The organism is Corynebacterium sp. HMSC055D05 (assembly GCF_001810365.1).
GTDB classification, from domain to species: Bacteria; Actinomycetota; Actinomycetes; order Mycobacteriales; family Mycobacteriaceae; genus Corynebacterium; species Corynebacterium coyleae.
In genome coordinates, this window is sequence record NZ_KV801084.1 from 15,594 (window position 1) to 31,372 (window position 15,779).

A 15,779-nucleotide genomic window follows, 5' to 3' on the forward strand; every position below is an offset into this window, starting at 1 on the left:
GGGCTAGCGAGGCTGGGACCCGCCTTAGTGGCGGTGCTCCTCAAGCGTTGCAAGCACGCCCGCGCCGTACTCCTCCACCTTCACCGGCCCGATGCCGGAGATGCCAAGCAGTTCCGTCTCGTTTGCGGGCATGGCTTCGGCGATTGCCATGAGTGTCACGTCCGAGAACACCATGTAAGCCGGGCGTCCCGCTGCGCGTGAGACGTCGAGGCGCCAGCGTTTCAGGGCGGCGAGCACGTTCTCGTCGTAACTCGGCTCGCACTCCTCGTGGCGTCCAAGCGCCTTGTCTGGTGGGCTGAACAGCGGGTTGCCGCATACGCGGCAGCGGCGGTTGCGCTTGAGGCGTTCCGGGGAGCGCTCCACATCAAGTTCCGGTGCGATGCCGTCCAAGAAGCGCGACCGCGACCGGTTCTTTCGCCCACCTTCCTGGCGTGACAGCGACCACGACAAGTGCAGGTGCTCACGCGCACGCGTCACCCCGACGTAGAACAGGCGGCGTTCCTCTTCGATCTGGTCGTCGCCAGCCTTAATCGCGTGCGAGATCGGCAAGGTGTTCTCCACCAGGCCAACGAGAAATACTGCGTCCCACTCCAGGCCCTTCGCGGCGTGCAGGCTGGCCAGTGTCACACCATCTACGGCTGGGGGCTGCTTGGCTTCCGCGCGCTGGCGCAGGGAGCGCAGCACCTGGGGCAGGTCTTCGGCTTCGCGGGTGCGCACAATCTCCTCGATGAGATCCACAAGCGCGCTGAGTGACTGCCAGCGCTCACGAGCCTGGGCGCCCTCGGGTTCGGTCTGGGTCAGGCCGATGGGTGCGAACGCGGCGCGGGCGACCGCCACCGGGTCGTCCGGCAGGTCGGTGCGGCGGGCGGCTCGGACCAGGGCTGCGATGGCTTCGCGGATCTCGGCGCGGTGGAAGAACCCTTCCCCGCCGCGGACTTGGTAGGCAATGCCGGCATCCGCCAGCGCCGCTTCAAACGCGGCCGACTGGGAGTTAATGCGGTACAGGATGGCGATTTCGCGGGCGGGGACGCCGTCGTCAAGCAAACGCCTGATCGCGCGGGCCACGGCGCGGGCCTCAGACGGCTCGTCGTCGTAGCCGTTGAACTGTGGCGCCGGACCGCGCCCGCGCATGCCCTCCAGTTCCAGGCGAGTACCCGCGACACGCCCCTTGGCCTTTCCAATGACGGTGTTGGCCAGCTCGGTGACTTCTACCGTGGAGCGGTAGTCACGCTGCAATTTCACCACTGTGGCGTGCTCGTAGGTGCGCGAGAAGTTCAGCAGGTAATCCGGGGTGGCGCCGGTAAACGAGTAAATGGTCTGGTTGGCATCGCCCACCACGGTCAAATCGTCGCGATCACCCAGCCAGCCTTCCAGCACGCGCTGCTGCAGCGGGGTGACGTCTTGGTACTCGTCTACCACAAAAGTCTGGTACTGGGCGCGGAACTCCTCCGCCACCGCAGGTGCGTTCTCAAGCGCGCCGGCGACGTGCAGCAGCAGGTCGTCGAAATCGAGCAGCATGCCATCCGGACTCGTCTTCGCCTCCTCGTAGAGGCGGTAGACCTGGGCCACACGCTGCGGATCCGTCGGCGGGGTGCGCGGGGTATCGGCGATGCGTGCGGCGTAATCCTCCGGGCCGATCACGCTGGCTTTGGCCCACTCGATCTCGCTAAGCAGGTCGCGCACCATTTCCTTGCCCGTATCCAGCCCACCGGCGCGCGCGGCGCGGGCGACCAACGGGAACTTGTTATCCAAAAGCCGCCACGGCAGGTCACCGGCGATCTGCGGCCAGAAGTACTGCAACTGCCGCATGGCCGCGGAGTGGAACGTGCGCGCCTGCACTCCCCCGATACCCATGGTGCGCAGACGGTCGCGCATCTCCCCTGCCGCGCGCTGGGTAAACGTCACGGCGAGCACCTTGTTCGGGGCGACCGTGCCGCGATCGATCAGGTTGGCAATGCGATACGTAATCGTCCTCGTCTTACCCGTGCCCGCACCCGCCAGGATGCACACAGGTCCGCGGGGTGCTTCGGCGGCGACACGTTGGTCGCTATCAAGCACGCTCAGATCAATCCTCATCGCGCACTGCCTTCTCCGCCTGGCGGCGGATATCCGGGGTGTTCATGCGCACGTACAGGAGGCGATCGCCCGGCTCCACCGTTTCCGCCTCAGGGGAATCGATGCGGTAGAGCTCACCGGAGCGCACCACGCCAAGCACGATGTCTGCCAAGTGGCGCGGGTTCGCACCAACCTCGTCGTCCGCGATCTGACGCTCTGCCACCGCGAAGCCTTCGTCCGGACTGAGCAGATCCTCCATCATCTCCACCACGGGCGGGGTCACCGTTGCGATGCCAAGCAGACGTCCGGCCGTTTCGGAGGAGACCACCACCGAGTCCGCGCCCGACTGCATAAGCAGGTGTTGGTTCTCACCCTCTCGCACGCTGACCACGATCATGGCACTCGGCGCCAACTCACGCACCGACAGCGTGATCAGCACAGCCGTATCGTCCGAAGACGGTGCCACGATCACCGAACGCGCACGGCTCACCGCCGCAATGCGTAACACGTCCGACTTGGTGCCATTGCCGTGCACCGTGACCAAACCGTGCTTCTCCGCGACGGCAAGCGCAGCTGGGTCCGGGTCGATGACAACAATCGACGACGGCGACGCACCGCCTGCCACCAATGCGTCGACCGCCGAGCGGCCCTTCGTGCCGTAGCCGATAACGATGGTGTGGTTGCGCACGGTATTCCTCCACTGTTGGATCTGCAGCGTCTTACGGGAATCCTCCGTCAGCACCGACAAAGTCGTACCGACGAGGAGCATCAGGAAGGCCACACGGGCCGGAGTGACGAAGAAAATGTTGATGACTCGGGCCGACTGCGTCACCGGAGTGATATCACCGTAGCCCGTGGTAGACAGGGTCACCGCCGAGTAATACAACGCGTCAATGAACGTCAACGGCTCGGAGTATCCATTGCGATCAATGAACGCGACGATCGCGACGGCAACGATAAGCAGCAGGGCGTAGCCGAACCGGCGCGCGATCAACGACCACGGCGTCGCCCGCTCCAGGGCCGGGATACTGACCACATCGAGCAGGTGGTGCACCGGGATCGCCGTTTGATCCGCGACGTTCGCGCTCAGCGTAAAAACCCTGCGCAGTTTCATTCCGTTTCGTCCTTACCCTTGCCTTCAGCAGATCTGCTGAGTAGCTCTTCGAGTTCTGCCGCATCGGGCAGACTACGCGGAGCATACGTCTCACCGGTGCGCACGTAGAAAAATACAGCGCGCACCGGACGACCGTCACCACAGATACGCTCCCAAGCCGCCTTGTAAACCGCAAGCTGCAACTGCGCCGCTTCCATCGCATCCCGCTTTGGCTTCTCGCCGGTCTTCCAGTCCACGACGGTCCAGCCGTCCACATCCTCGAAGACGGCATCCATACGTCCGCGGACCACGCCCTCGCCTACGGCGAGCTCGAAGGGATGCTCCACAAACGTCGGGGTGCGCGACGCCCACTCACTGGCCTCAAAGTTTCGCTTGAGCCGCTCCAGCACCGCACGATCCACCTCAGCCTCATCCCCGCCGGGAAGTTCGTCTTCGGTCAGCAACGGGCGTGCACCGTAGAACTCCTCCAACCACTCGTGGAAGGCGGTACCGCGCTTGGCGTAAGTGTTCGGCTTAAACGGCACTGGGCGGCGTGCCCGGCGCGCGAACTGCACCGGGTCGGCCTTCAGCGCCACCACATCGGACGCGGTCAGTTCGCCCGGCATGACCACCGGGACGTCGCCGGCCTGGGCCTGCTCGTGTTCTTCGATGAGTGCAGAGACGTCGCGCTCCCAGAGGGTAAACAGTTCGCCGTCTACGAACTTTGGCAGGTTCTCGCGCGCGGCGTTGACCGCCTGCGCGGCTGCTTCGTCCGTGGCCAGCGGGGCGTAGTTTGGCCAGCGGCCGGTGCGCTCGCCGTCGTCGACAAGAGCGTCGGCGCTGGCGTCGGTATCGCTGTCTGCTTCAGCATCCGTGCCGTCGTTCCAGACCACCACGCACTCGGGTGCGACAACGTCGCGCATGGTGGCGAAGTGCTCGTACGGCGCTGCTTCCTTGACCACGTCAGGCCTACGGCGCGAACCTGTAACGATGAGTTTTCCGCCAGATCGCGTCACCGCAACGTAGAACAGACGCGCTGCCTCCTCGGCCAGGTCCGCGGTGACGTGCTTCTTCCACGCCTCGCCCGCCTTTTGGTAGTCGGTGCGTGTGTCCACCTCGCCGAACTCCGGGAAGATCTCCGGATCGCCGTAGGTCTCCGTAGGCAGAAACTGCACGAAGGTGAGGAAGGTTTCCGTCTTCGGCTTATACGTCTCCGAATCGGCATGCAGCACCGCGACGGTATCCCACTCCAAGCCTTTCGCCTTGTGGGCTGTCATGATCTGCACCCGGTCGTCCTTCACCGTCACCGCACCCGGGGTCAGGCTGTCTTCGTGCTCGCGGGCGAGTTCGAAGTAATCCAGCAGTCCGTCCAGGCCTGCGCCGGGGTAATTGGCTACCTCCTCTAACAGCCGATCCAGATGCACCGCGCCCGTCGCGCTATGACGGGAGAGCACCTCGGTGCGGATGCCGAAGACGTGGATGATGTCCGCGAACAGGTCACTTAAGCGCTTGCCCAGGCTGTGGGTGCGCAGCCAACGCAGCTTGGCGGCCGTATCGCGCATGCGCTGCAGGCCTTCTTCGCTGTAGCGTTCCGGCTCGCCGAGATCCGCCAGCGCATCCGTGAGTCCTTCTGGGCGGTCGGTGCGCGCCTTGATGTCGTCGGCTTGGGCAATCGCCTCTTCGAGTTGGCTGACCAAGTGGGCGTAGGGGTCGCTGATACGCTGCGTGTTTTCGCGGTGGTCTTCTTTGCCGCGCAGGTTGTTCGCGCGCGATGCCAGCGCACGCAAGTCCGCAAGGCCCAACCCAACAGCTGGCCCGCCGAGGACACGCAGTGCTGCCGCGGTGTCGTCGGGACGCACAAGCATCGTGGCCACGGCAACCGTGTCGGCGACTTCCGGCACGTCGAGCAACCCGCCCAGGCCCACGATTTCGTAGGGCACACCGCGGGCCTCGAGTGCTGCGGCGATGAGTTGCGAATGCTTATTCTTGCGCACAAGCGTGGCCGCCGAAAACGGCTCCTCGGCTTCCTGGGCCTGGGCGTATGTCTTCGCCAGCTCATCGGCGACGAACTCGATCTCTTCGGCCTGCGTGCCAAAGAACCCGAGCGTGACATCGCCAGCGTCCGCTCCCGGGCGCGGCGCCAACGGTGCCACGGCGCGCTTTGCCTCGTCGGTGCCCAGGATCGCATCGGACACCCCGTTGGCCAGGTCCAGCACCTCAGGCGGGTTGCGCCACGAGGTGGTCAACTGCAACTTCGGCGCTGGTGAGCCGCCTTCAAGCGGGAAGTCCTCCACGAACGCCTGCAGGTTCGCCGCGGTCGCGCCACGCCAGCCGTAAATCGCCTGCATCGGATCGCCCACCGCCGTGACCGTCAGGCCAGGATCTTGCGCTTCGCCGAAAAGGCTGCGCAGCAACACACGCTGGGCGTGCGAGGTGTCTTGGTACTCGTCCAGCATGACCACGCGGAAGCGATTGCGTTGCGACGCCCCCACCACCGCATGATCACGTGCCAACGCAGACGCGAGAGACATCTGTTCGTTGAACGTGATCACACCACGTTTACGCAGCTCCTCGTTCACTGCCTGTGCGAGCGGCAGGTAGTTCACGCGCTCCTTCTGGATATCGCGCCACCCCTGCAGAATCTTCGAAAACTCGATCTTGCTCGCCGAGGGGTACGACTCCGTCTCTGCAAGGAAGTCGTGGGCATGCTCTGTGACCCACTCCGGGGTGGCAAGTTCGTTGCCCATCGCGGTGATGAGTTTGAGCACGTTTTGCACCACGCTGCCAAGTGCACGGTTCTTCCCGTCCGGCAGCAACGAACCGGCGTAGTTGCGCACCACCTCGGTGGTGATGGCGTGCAACTCCGCATCCGTAATCAACCGCGCGTCCGGTTCCGCCGGCACGAGCAGGCCGTATTCACGGATCAAGGTGCCTGCATACGAGTCATAGGTGGACACCTGCGGTGCGATGACCTCTAGACGCTTGGCTAATTCCCCAGACGGGTCGAGGCGCGCAACCAGGTCGCGGTTCTGCGCTAGCGTGGCCAGGCGGTCGCGGATGCGCTTTTTCATCTCCTGGGCGGCCTTGCGGGTAAACGTCAGACCCAGAATCTCTTCGGGGCGTGCAAAGCCATTAGCGACGAGCCACACCACACGCGCGGCCATCGTCTCCGTCTTGCCGGCGCCGGCACCTGCGACAACCAGTAGCGGGCCTGGCTGGGCGCCGATAACCTCCGCCTGCTGGTCCGTCGGCGGGAACTTCTGCCCGAGGTAGCGCGACAGCAGCTTCGGGGACATGGTTTCTTGGTTAAACATTGTGAATCATCTCCCCTTCCGGCTGCACCGGGCACAAGGCGCGCACACTGCAGCGATCGCAATGCTTCCCCGTTGTGGCAAGCAGCGTAGGTCCTGTCATTTCGGCGGGCAATGTATCGATAGCCTCGGCGAACTCTGCTAGCTCCTCTGGTGTCTTGGCAGCCTGCTCAAGCACCGTGATGGCCTTGGTGTCCTTCTTCGGGAACACCAGCATCGCACCACCCACGGTGATGTCCGACTCCCCGCGTGCGGTAACGACCCGCTCGCCGTCGAACGTGCCGTGAGCCAGCGCGAGTTGGTAGGTAAGCAACTGGGCGTGCTCACCGATCTCTTTCTTCGTGGGCGCCGTCGCACCGGTCTTTAGATCCACCACGTAGAGCGCACCATCGCCGTCGCGCTCGAGGCGGTCCACACGACCCCGGACGCGCACGTTGTCGCTGACTTGCACGTCAACGGATGTTTCCACCGCGACCTGTTCAAACGCGCCACGGCTCGTTTCTAGCCAGGTGCGGGTGCGCTCCAGCAAGCGCTCAAACTCCTCGATGTCGCGCTGCGCCTTCCACGCAGGTGCGTCACTGACCTCCTTGCGTGCGGCGATCACGGCGTTAAACGCGTCGTCCGGATCCACACCACGGCCGAGCGCTTCCAGGTAGGCGTGGCCCATCACGCCGTAGACCATGTCCATCGACTCGTCCAGGCCCACCATGCGCTGCAATACCTCACTCATCGGGCACTTCAGCAGGCCTTCTACTCGCGACGGCGACAGCGTCGGGCTGGCGCTCAGCGGCTCATCCGTAGACACCGTCGTGGTGGTCCACCACTGCCGCGGGTCCGCACCAAGCACACCGGCGTCTGCCAGGCGCGCCAACTGGCGAGCAGCCTGGGAGCGCGTCGCCTCATCCACCGAAGGATCCGTGAGCACACGGCGGAACTCCGCCACCAGATCGTCGTGGGCGAGCATGCGCACGAGCGTCTCGGTGTCGTCGCCAAGATCCGCCTGCGATGCCGAACTCAGCCGCAAGCGTGCCGGGGTGAGGCCGTGGTCTTCACAGAATTCCTCGACGAATCGGGAGGGTTCACCTTCTTTCTCCGCGTCTTCGTCGTCAACCGCAGTCACCAGCAGGTAATCAGTCGCACGCGTGGTGGCGACGGTAAACAGGCGGCGTTCCTCAATCAGACGCTCCACGGTGTGGGAGACCGGCACGTCCGGATCCACGTCATGATCCACGAGGTCGATCAAGTCTTCTTGGCGGAACAGCGAGCCGGTCTCCCCCAGGTTTGGCCACGTATCGTCCTGCACGCCCGCCACGATGACACGGCGAAACTCTCGCCCGACAGCACCGTGAGCGGTGAGCAGCGACACTGCATCGGGGGTTGCGGTGCGCCGGTCGCGCACACCGGTGGGCAGTTCCTGTTCCAGGATGAAGTCCACGAACGACTCCACCCCGGCAGCGGGACGGCGCTCCGTGTAGTCGCCCGCAGCATCGAACAGCGCCATGACGGAATCTAGGTCGCGGTCCGCTTGCGAGCCCGTCGCACCACCGCGCAGCGCCGAGGCCAACAAGCGATTCGACAGGCCCGTGGCCTGCCACAGCGCCCAAAGGATCTCTTCTACGCTGCCGTCTTCCGCGTAGGCCTGACGTCCCGCGTCAAGCACGCCACGCACGTGCTGGAGGATGTCGAGCTCACGGTCGGTCAACCACGTATCAAAGTCAGGCAACCCGGCGGGATCCGTCAGCAACTCGCGCAGCGACTCTTCGGCACGACGCTCAGGTGCCCAGCGGCGAAGCCCACGAATGAGGCGACGCAGCGTTACCGGATCCGCACCACCCACAGGCCCAAGCAGCAGGTCGCGCCACTCGCTCGGCGTGAGCTCCTCGTACAGTGCCCGGATGCCCAGCAACAGCGATGCCACCAGGCGCTGCTCCGAAAGCACCAGGTCCGTCGGGTTGAGCGACACCGGAACCCCAGAGCGCAACAGCGCGCGGCGCACCGGATCAATGCCCGTGGTCGAGCGGACAATCACCGCCATATCCCGGTAGTCCACGTCGTGTTCGAAGTGGGCACGGCGCAGCGCATCCGCCACCGCCGCCAGTTGCGTTGCAGAATCGGGCGCAATTGCCACGCTGCGACGCGGATCGCGCTTGGACTCCCCCAGGTCAATCGTGGTGTGCTCCAGCCCGCCAAGGGTGCGGAAGAACTCAGGCGACGCACCACGGAAGTGGAACACCGACTGCTCCTCGTCCCCGCCGACCACACCCAAGTCCGCCTGGTCCAGCAGGCGCTTGACCAGCGCGCCGGCAGCGGGTGCGAGGTGCTGGGCATCGTCCACAATCACCGTGTGCCACCTGCGCGGCAGCGGCAGTCGCACCGCCTGATCCACCAGCTCCGAGGCGGACAGCCTGCGCGCTCCCGAAAGCGCCATCACCTGCTGGTACTCGCGCAAGAATTCGCCAGACGCGCTCCAGATGCCCACACCATGTCGGCTGCCCAGCTCCTCCAGTTCGACAGGGCCAAGACCACGTTCCACTGCACGCAGCAGGAAGTCACGCAGCTGACGGGCAAAGCCGACCAGTGGAAGCGCCGGGCGCAGATCCTCCGGCCACGAGCCACGAGCATCCTCATCTTGGCCTTGGAGCAACTGGCGGATCACTGCGTCCTGCTCCGCGCCGGAGATCAGGCGGATTTCTTCGTCCACATGCGAGCGCAAAATGGCAAAGGCCAGCGAGTGCACGGAGCGCACCATGGGCTCATCGGTAACAAACCCCGACTGCGCCAGCGTGTCCGACAACTGCGAGCGCAGCCGTCCGGCGGTTTCCTTCGAGTCCGTCAGCACCAAAATGCCACCCGGGTCCCCCGCGCCTGCGTGACGACGCACCGCGGCCGCCGCCGTATCCACAAGAAAACTACTCACGCCTGAGCCGGGCCGGCCGGTGACCTTCCACAACCCGGCCTCAGGCAGCGGGTTGTCCCAGGTCCGCGGGGTGATGTTGCGCTCGCGCGGCACGAGGTACGCCTTCGGCTCTAACGCTGCCGGAGGCACTGGTGAAGGGTGTGGAAACAACATAAAGGAGATTGTGCCAGGTCAGTACGACACGACAATCTCAACAACATCATCTATCGAACATACGCCCGAACCGAGCCCGCGTGTCGTGTGGCGACGGTACTCGATCGCCTTCCCCAACAACCAGTCCAGCCTGGGGATATGCGACCAACGCGCCACAATGTCCGGATCCACAGCACCGGCCAGCAGACCATCGACGATCACCAGCGCTGCAGTAAACCCACGCGGGCGCAATCCAACGGACGGATCAAACTCGGTCAGCACAGGCTCAGCGTGGCCATCGAACAGCAAATGCGACAAGAAATCCAGGTGCGCGACTACCCCCTCGGACCCGAGGTGCTCCTCGCGCCACACCGCCCGGTCAGCATTGGCAACCAGCCCGGTGCGCTCGCCGGAGGGGGCTTCGATGCCAGCCACGGCGTCGTCGTAAAGCAATGCTGCTGCAACCGCCTCATCGACACGCTCGCGCGGCTCACCGGTGGCGAACTCAGTCGCGCAATACCCCGCAACGATCAAGCGACCATCCGTCGCACGCACAGGACGCGAAATGCGCAGGCCCTCCCCCGGCACTGCCTTCTCACGCGCCTTTCCAGACCACGCGGACGTCTCACGCGCATGCGACAACACAACACGCCCGAAGCGCAGGCCATTGTTCCAAAATTGCGGGACCGCAACCGGCTCAATGTCGTCGATCTGGAATGCGGAAAGCACATGTGCCGGAATCGGCTTAAGCAAAGAAACCACCGACACCACCTTCTTAATTCACGGCCGGACGCGGATACGGCCACGGGTTCGGCCGGCACGTGTCGTCGTTGTTCGGGTAGTTCTCCTCCGGGCTCATCTCATGCAACTGCGCATTGTTCAGGCTCAGCGTCTGCTGCATCATGATCGGCGCAAGCGCATTCGCCTCCGGGCACGGCACGTGCTCCGCAAAGCCCACAGCGTGGCCCACCTCGTGATTAATCAGGTACTGGCGGTACGAACCGATGTCACCCTGGAACGGCACGGCACCGCGCACCCAGCGCGACTCGTTAATAATCACCGTGTCCTCGCCCGTAATGCGAGTACGGCAACTCGTCTCCGTACCCAACGCGGCACCACAGAGCTCCGCCGTCGTATCCAGAGAGGTCAAACGGATCTTCAGCGTCGGATCCTGATCTGCCGACACGTGCTCGAAGCGGAAGCGCGGATCATTCGTCCACCCGCGCGGATCCATCAACGTTGCATCCACCATCTGGGCAAACGACTGATCCCCGCCGTAACCGGAGGCGTCGATGCCGTGCTCGACCTCGACGATGTAGCGCACCACAATCTCAGTGCCCTGGCCCGCATTGGCACCAGGGATGCCGACCTCGTAGAACGTGCCCTCACCCGTCGTGGTGTACGGGCCACCCGGCGGCAGATCGTGCGGGTCAAAGATGCCTTCCGCGATCTTCGCAGGCTCCAGCGGCTTCGGTTGATCCGCATCCGCACCAGCCATGCCCGCTTCACCGGCCGGAGCCGACGCAGACTCGGCGACCGTCCCGATCGCCTGCTCATCCGGGTTTTGCACCATGTCCAGCAGGACAAACACGGTAATTACCGCAAGCACCGGGATCGCATACGCGCGCCACCCGTACTCGCGGGCAAAGGCGACAAGACGTCCCTCTTCGCGGCTTGTGCCCTGCGGGGTGTCGTCGCCAGACTCCATACCCCAGCTATCAAACCAGTCGCCGAAGTCCTCTTCAGCGCCCCCGTGGTGCTCACTATGGCGCCCACCGTGAGACGGAGTGCCCTGCTGTTGTGCCATGTCTGAGTAATTTAGCGCATGAAGCCGACGCTACGGGCCGTGGTGCTGCCCTGCTCGACGTAAACGACGCGGTCAGTGCGGATCAGGTAGGAGTGGCCCTTGGCATCCTCCAGCTTGAAGGTTGCCTGACCGTTCGCAATCGCCTGCTCGACGGTGGCAAAGATGTCTTCCTGGCCCTCCGGAAGCTTGATCGCTAGTTCGCGCGGGGTGTCTGCAAGACCAATCTTGATATCCATTTTCTCGCTCACTGTCCTTTTCTTGTTGCGCTTTGTGTGTGCCCGCAGGGGCAATAACTAAACGTAACCACCTGCTGGCGGACGGCCCCATTGTAACGGCCGGTAGCTAAGATGAACGCGTGCCCTACGCAGCTGAGAGTGAACAACGTGGCGCTGCTCGTCGTGCGCCGAAGAAAACGACGTTTGCCGGGTTGGGGGTCGCGGCTGAAATTGTGGACGCGCTCGCAGACCACGGCATCACCCATCCGTTCTCCATTCAGGAGCTCACGTTGCCCATCGCGCTGGCCGGCCGCGACATCATCGGTCAAGCCCGCACGGGTATGGGCAAGACGCTCGGGTTTGGTGTTCCGGTGCTGGACCGCGTGTTCGACGACGCCGATATTGCAGAACTCGACGGCACCCCGCGCGCGCTGCTGATCGCCCCGACGCGCGAACTTGCGGTGCAGGTCGGCGAGGACATCGAACGCCTTGCCGTACACACGCCGGTGCGCGTGGCCACGGTCTACGGTGGTCGCCCCTACGAGGAACAACTCGAGGCACTCGAAGCGGGCGCGGACATTGTTGTCGGCACGCCTGGCCGCCTGATTGACCTGCATGACCGTGGCGCGCTCGTACTGGATAAGGTTGCCATCCTCGTGCTTGACGAGGCCGACGAGATGCTTGACATGGGCTTTCTTCCGGACATCGAAAAGCTTTGGTCCGCCGTGGGCACAACGCAGACCATGCTCTTTTCCGCCACCATGCCGGGCCCGATCCTGTCCCTTGCCCGTTCGAAGATGAACAAGCCGGTGCACATCCGCGCCGAATCTGAAGATGCCTCCGCTACCCACGCCACCACCCGTCAGGTTGCGTTCCTCTCTCACCGCATGGACAAAGCCGAGGTCATCGCCCGTATCCTGCAGTCTCCGGGCCGCGAGCGCACCATTATCTTCGCCCGCACGAAACGCTCGGCGGCGGATCTCGCCGAGGATCTTGCTGGCCGTGGCTTTGCCGTCGGCGCGGTCCACGGCGACCTCGGCCAGGTTGCGCGCGAGAAAGCGCTTGATGCTTTTCGACGAGGCGACGTGGAAATCCTCGTCGCCACCGACGTCGCGGCACGCGGCATTGATGTCGACGACGTCACCCACGTGATCAACTACCAAACCCCGGACGACCCCATGACGTATGTCCACCGCATCGGGCGAACCGGCCGCGCAGGACGCACCGGCGTGGCGGTCACCCTCGTCGGCTACGACGAAGCGACGAAGTGGTCCATGATCAACACCGACCTCGACCTGGGCAAACCCAACCTGCCCGAGTGGTTCTCCACCTCCCCTGAACTGCAGGAGGAGTTCGGTTTCCCGGAGTCAGCTACTGGCCATGTCGGACGCCCGCGTAAAGTGCTCGGGGCACGACCAAACCGTCCATCCCGCCCGGCGGCTCCGGGCAAGCGTTCAGGAAGGAAACGGCGTTGAGTAAGCCTTTGCGTCGCACCCGCCGCGACCTCATTGCCACCGGTGTCATCGCCGGCGTTTCGGCATTGCTTGTCGGCACCGCCTTTTTCACCGCCCCGGTGCGCCAGGCTGATCTCTCTCCAGCAGCCGAAGCTCAGGAGGATTTTGGTCAGTTGGCGGTGGTGCCGTCGTCGCTAAGCGAGGGCTTCCGGCTCACCGACACCTCCGGACGCGCGCAACCGCTCGTAGCCAACGGCTTGATCATTACTTACAACGATCACACGCTGACCGCGACGAACCCTGAGGGCGAGACCGTCTGGACCTACGAACGCCCCAACGACCTGTGCCTGATGGATCAGGCGTGGGACAAGGTTGTGGCTGTCTACCGCGACAACGCTGGCTGCGGCGACGTGGTGGCCATCGACGCGAAAACCGGCCAATACGCCGGCACCCGATCCGCCCCGGCGTCTGAAAACGTCACGCGCCTGGCCTCGAACGACCGCATTGGCTACGCCTCCAGCGAACGCATCGAAGTATGGCGCTCCGACATGGTGCGCACCATGGAATACGGCTACATCGAAGCCCCGCAAGAATCCGACATGCAGCCCAACCCAGGCTGCGTGATCACCTCCGCGCTCACCCGCACCGAACTCGTCGCGCTGACCGAAACGTGTGGGGACGGCACCTTCCTCCGCATCCAAAAGGCAACCCCGGAAGACTCCCGCGAACCCGAAGTCGACGCCAACATTGAGATCGACCCGCAGGCCTACCTCGTCGCCGTCTCCCAAGACGCCGCCGCGGTCTACGACCCGTCAAAGAAGCAGGTCCTGGCCTACGACAAGGAAGGTAACAACACCAGCTCCTCCTCGGTGCCAGCAATGGGTGAGCCACAGCGTCTCGACGGCACCATCGCCGTCCTCCCCGTCGCCGACCTCCCCCACCATATGTCCTACTGGCAGGACGACTCCCTCCTGCTCATGGAGCCGGCAGGCCTGGGCGTCACCGGCGTGTTCCAAGGCGCACTCGGCACCGGCTTCGCCGCCGGCGACCGCCTGCTTTACGCCTCCCAGGACGGCATCGCGGTTGTGGATTGGGACAAAAACGCGGTCGACGAGATCATTCCCGTCGACCGCGGCGGCTACACCGGCCCCGTCCACATCTCCTCCGCCGGCGCAACCATTGTGGAAAAGCGTGGCGACGACATCGTCGTCCTCGACGCCAAGGTTTAGCGAGGCCGGAGGGGTGAGCGGTGTCGTCGATTAGCGGCGCGCCTTACGCTCCTCATACTGCGCCTCGTTATACGCCCTCGAACGCGGGTGGAACACGGTGACCAGCACCAACACCACCGAAATCAGTGTCGCCACGCCGAGCGTTACCGCCCCGCCGCGGAACATATAGATAGCCACGCCGCCAAGAATCGCCTCAATGAGGACCACCGCGCCAGTCGCACGCGGACGGCCGCGCAGAGTCTCCACCGACACAAACGCGATGTAGCCGAAAATGATCAGCAAAAACACCGCAGTACCGATGTTGACGTAACCAGCAACCGGCGAGTCGGACTCCAGGGTGTGCTCGGTAGCAAGGAACTGATCACGGATCAGCGTCACCACATAAACAAAGATCGCCAAGCACTGCACCAGCACCACCATCGCGCCGAAACGCATCAGGGGTGGGACCTCAGCATCCGCGAACGGCTGCTGCTCCGGGTCATTTGGGACGGGCGCGTGGGATTGATTCCGATTCGTAGTCACAACAAAGCAGTCTATCGCCACCGATACGGCAGATGAACCCCAGCGAACCGGCAGAAATCCGAAAAACACGATTTGACCCGGGCACCTCCACCACCCGTTTACTATCATCCCAGGTCAGAGGGTAGACCATTGGCTTGCGGATCGGCCCAGAAGCGCAAATGTGACCGCGATGACGTAGATACATTCTGTGATTCCGCGCACATTTTGGCCTCGAACCCTAGCGGGCTTTGCATGAACATGTCATTATTCACAAGTAGCAAAAACAACGGGCTGGTAACTCAGCCCTTAACCCTCAGACACCACGGGGTTAACGCCCGGTAAACCGGAAGACGGGATCTCGAATCCACCGAGAGGCACCGCCCGGAGCCAGGAACCAAACTTTGTTTGCAACGCACCTACATCGTTGGGTGTTTTAGTGGTGCACGAAAACCGACCACGCAGTACCGATTTATTTTTAAGGAGCATCATCATGGATTGGCGCCACGAAGCAATTTGCCGCGACGAAGACCCGGAACTGTTCTTCCCGGTTGGTAACTCCGGCCCCGCCCTCGCTCAGATCGCACAGGCGAAGCTTGTTTGCCATCGCTGCCCAGTAACCACCCAGTGCATGAAGTGGGCACTCGAGACCGGCCAGGACGCCGGCGTGTGGGGCGGCCTGTCTGAGGAAGAGCGTCGCGCACTGAAGCGTCGCAACAAGGCACTCGCCCGCAACCGCGCTCGCATGTCCGCCTAATTTTCCTCTCCGGTATCGCAGGCGATACAGTGATAGGTCTGTAACCGGTACAGATATATAAAGGAGACCCTCATGAGCAAGCGTGGTCGTAAGCGCAAGGATCGCCGCAAGAAGAAGGCGAATCACGGCAAGCGCGCTAACTCTTAAGCGCTAAAGCCCGCGCCCGGTACCTCCCCTTTCGGGAAGGTACCGGGCGTTTTCTTTTGCCCTCAGGGCCACTGCACTTTTGCACTCAGCGGGTTGTCTTGGTCGCGAAGTTCGGTGCTTGTTCGGGTGTTGCTCGACGGTCCTGGCCTGCTGTTTTCCGCTGG

The 15,779-nt window shown here is 63.8% G+C and carries 12 protein-coding genes; 4 read left to right on the plus strand and 8 right to left on the minus strand.

Annotated features, from left to right (window positions below; all coding sequences use genetic code 11):
* Positions 1-24: 24 nt before the first annotated feature.
* The 7 genes from HMPREF2734_RS11375 to HMPREF2734_RS11405 are packed head-to-tail and all read right to left on the minus strand — an operon-like array spanning position 25 to position 11,551.
* On the minus strand, positions 25-2,076 hold the full coding sequence (locus HMPREF2734_RS11375; protein WP_070571007.1) for an ATP-dependent DNA helicase UvrD2: 2,052 nt from the start codon (positions 2,074-2,076) through the stop codon (positions 25-27).
* A complete protein-coding gene (locus HMPREF2734_RS11380; RefSeq protein WP_070571008.1) occupies positions 2,066-3,169 on the minus strand; it encodes a potassium channel family protein in 1,104 nt (367 codons plus the stop codon). The genes HMPREF2734_RS11375 and HMPREF2734_RS11380 overlap by 11 nt, the downstream gene beginning before the upstream one ends.
* Entirely contained in the window at positions 3,166-6,462 is a 3,297-nt protein-coding gene (locus tag HMPREF2734_RS11385; RefSeq protein ID WP_246816832.1) for an ATP-dependent helicase, read from the minus strand. The genes HMPREF2734_RS11380 and HMPREF2734_RS11385 overlap by 4 nt, the downstream gene beginning before the upstream one ends.
* Positions 6,455-9,529 (minus strand): ATP-dependent DNA helicase, encoded by a 3,075-nt coding sequence (locus tag HMPREF2734_RS11390; RefSeq protein ID WP_070571009.1) that lies wholly within the window; start codon positions 9,527-9,529, stop codon positions 6,455-6,457. The genes HMPREF2734_RS11385 and HMPREF2734_RS11390 overlap by 8 nt, the downstream gene beginning before the upstream one ends.
* A gap of 18 nt (positions 9,530-9,547) precedes the next feature.
* Positions 9,548-10,270 carry a hypothetical protein gene (locus HMPREF2734_RS11395; RefSeq protein WP_141743338.1) on the minus strand — a complete coding sequence of 241 codons (723 nt, stop codon included), beginning with the start codon at positions 10,268-10,270 and terminating at the stop codon, positions 9,548-9,550.
* A 13-nt stretch (positions 10,271-10,283) separates the two neighbouring features.
* The gene (locus HMPREF2734_RS11400) at positions 10,284-11,315 is read right to left on the minus strand and encodes a DUF3152 domain-containing protein (RefSeq protein ID WP_224213005.1); all 1,032 of its coding nucleotides are present in this window, start codon (positions 11,313-11,315) and stop codon (positions 10,284-10,286) included.
* Between the two features lie 11 nt (positions 11,316-11,326).
* On the minus strand, positions 11,327-11,551 hold the full coding sequence (locus HMPREF2734_RS11405; RefSeq protein ID WP_070422420.1) for a DUF3107 domain-containing protein: 225 nt from the start codon (positions 11,549-11,551) through the stop codon (positions 11,327-11,329).
* A 119-nt stretch (positions 11,552-11,670) separates the two neighbouring features.
* Between HMPREF2734_RS11405 and HMPREF2734_RS11410 the strand changes: the two genes are divergently transcribed.
* Complete coding sequence (locus HMPREF2734_RS11410) at positions 11,671-13,005, plus strand: DEAD/DEAH box helicase (RefSeq protein ID WP_070571011.1); 1,335 nt, start codon at positions 11,671-11,673, stop codon at positions 13,003-13,005.
* A complete protein-coding gene (locus HMPREF2734_RS11415) occupies positions 13,002-14,213 on the plus strand; it encodes an Rv3212 family protein (protein ID WP_083284780.1) in 1,212 nt (403 codons plus the stop codon). Before HMPREF2734_RS11410 ends, HMPREF2734_RS11415 begins: the two co-directional genes overlap by 4 nt.
* Before the next feature lie 30 nt (positions 14,214-14,243).
* On the opposite strand, the gene HMPREF2734_RS11420 is transcribed toward HMPREF2734_RS11415, so the two are convergent.
* On the minus strand, positions 14,244-14,735 hold the full coding sequence (locus HMPREF2734_RS11420) for a hypothetical protein (RefSeq protein ID WP_224213006.1): 492 nt from the start codon (positions 14,733-14,735) through the stop codon (positions 14,244-14,246).
* 469 nt (positions 14,736-15,204) lie between these two features.
* On the opposite strand from HMPREF2734_RS11420, the gene HMPREF2734_RS11425 reads away from it, so the two are divergent.
* Entirely contained in the window at positions 15,205-15,468 is a 264-nt protein-coding gene (locus HMPREF2734_RS11425) for a WhiB family transcriptional regulator (protein ID WP_070422423.1), read from the plus strand.
* A 72-nt stretch (positions 15,469-15,540) separates the two neighbouring features.
* Complete coding sequence (locus HMPREF2734_RS12400; protein WP_099046258.1) at positions 15,541-15,615, plus strand: 50S ribosomal protein bL37; 75 nt, start codon at positions 15,541-15,543, stop codon at positions 15,613-15,615.
* Positions 15,616-15,779: the final 164 nt, after the last annotated feature.

Coding starts and splice junctions, on each gene's coding strand:
- HMPREF2734_RS11375 (WP_070571007.1), bottom strand. CDS start 2,076: ATGAGGATTGATCTGAGCGTGCTTGATAGCGACCAACGTGTCGCCGCC.
- HMPREF2734_RS11380 (WP_070571008.1), bottom strand. CDS start 3,169: ATGAAACTGCGCAGGGTTTTTACGCTGAGCGCGAACGTCGCGGATCAA.
- HMPREF2734_RS11385 (WP_246816832.1), bottom strand. CDS start 6,462: ATGTTTAACCAAGAAACCATGTCCCCGAAGCTGCTGTCGCGCTACCTC.
- HMPREF2734_RS11390 (WP_070571009.1), bottom strand. CDS start 9,529: ATGTTGTTTCCACACCCTTCACCAGTGCCTCCGGCAGCGTTAGAGCCG.
- HMPREF2734_RS11400 (WP_224213005.1), bottom strand. CDS start 11,315: ATGGCACAACAGCAGGGCACTCCGTCTCACGGTGGGCGCCATAGTGAG.
- HMPREF2734_RS11405 (WP_070422420.1), bottom strand. CDS start 11,551: ATGGATATCAAGATTGGTCTTGCAGACACCCCGCGCGAACTAGCGATC.
- HMPREF2734_RS11425 (WP_070422423.1), top strand. CDS start 15,205: ATGGATTGGCGCCACGAAGCAATTTGCCGCGACGAAGACCCGGAACTG.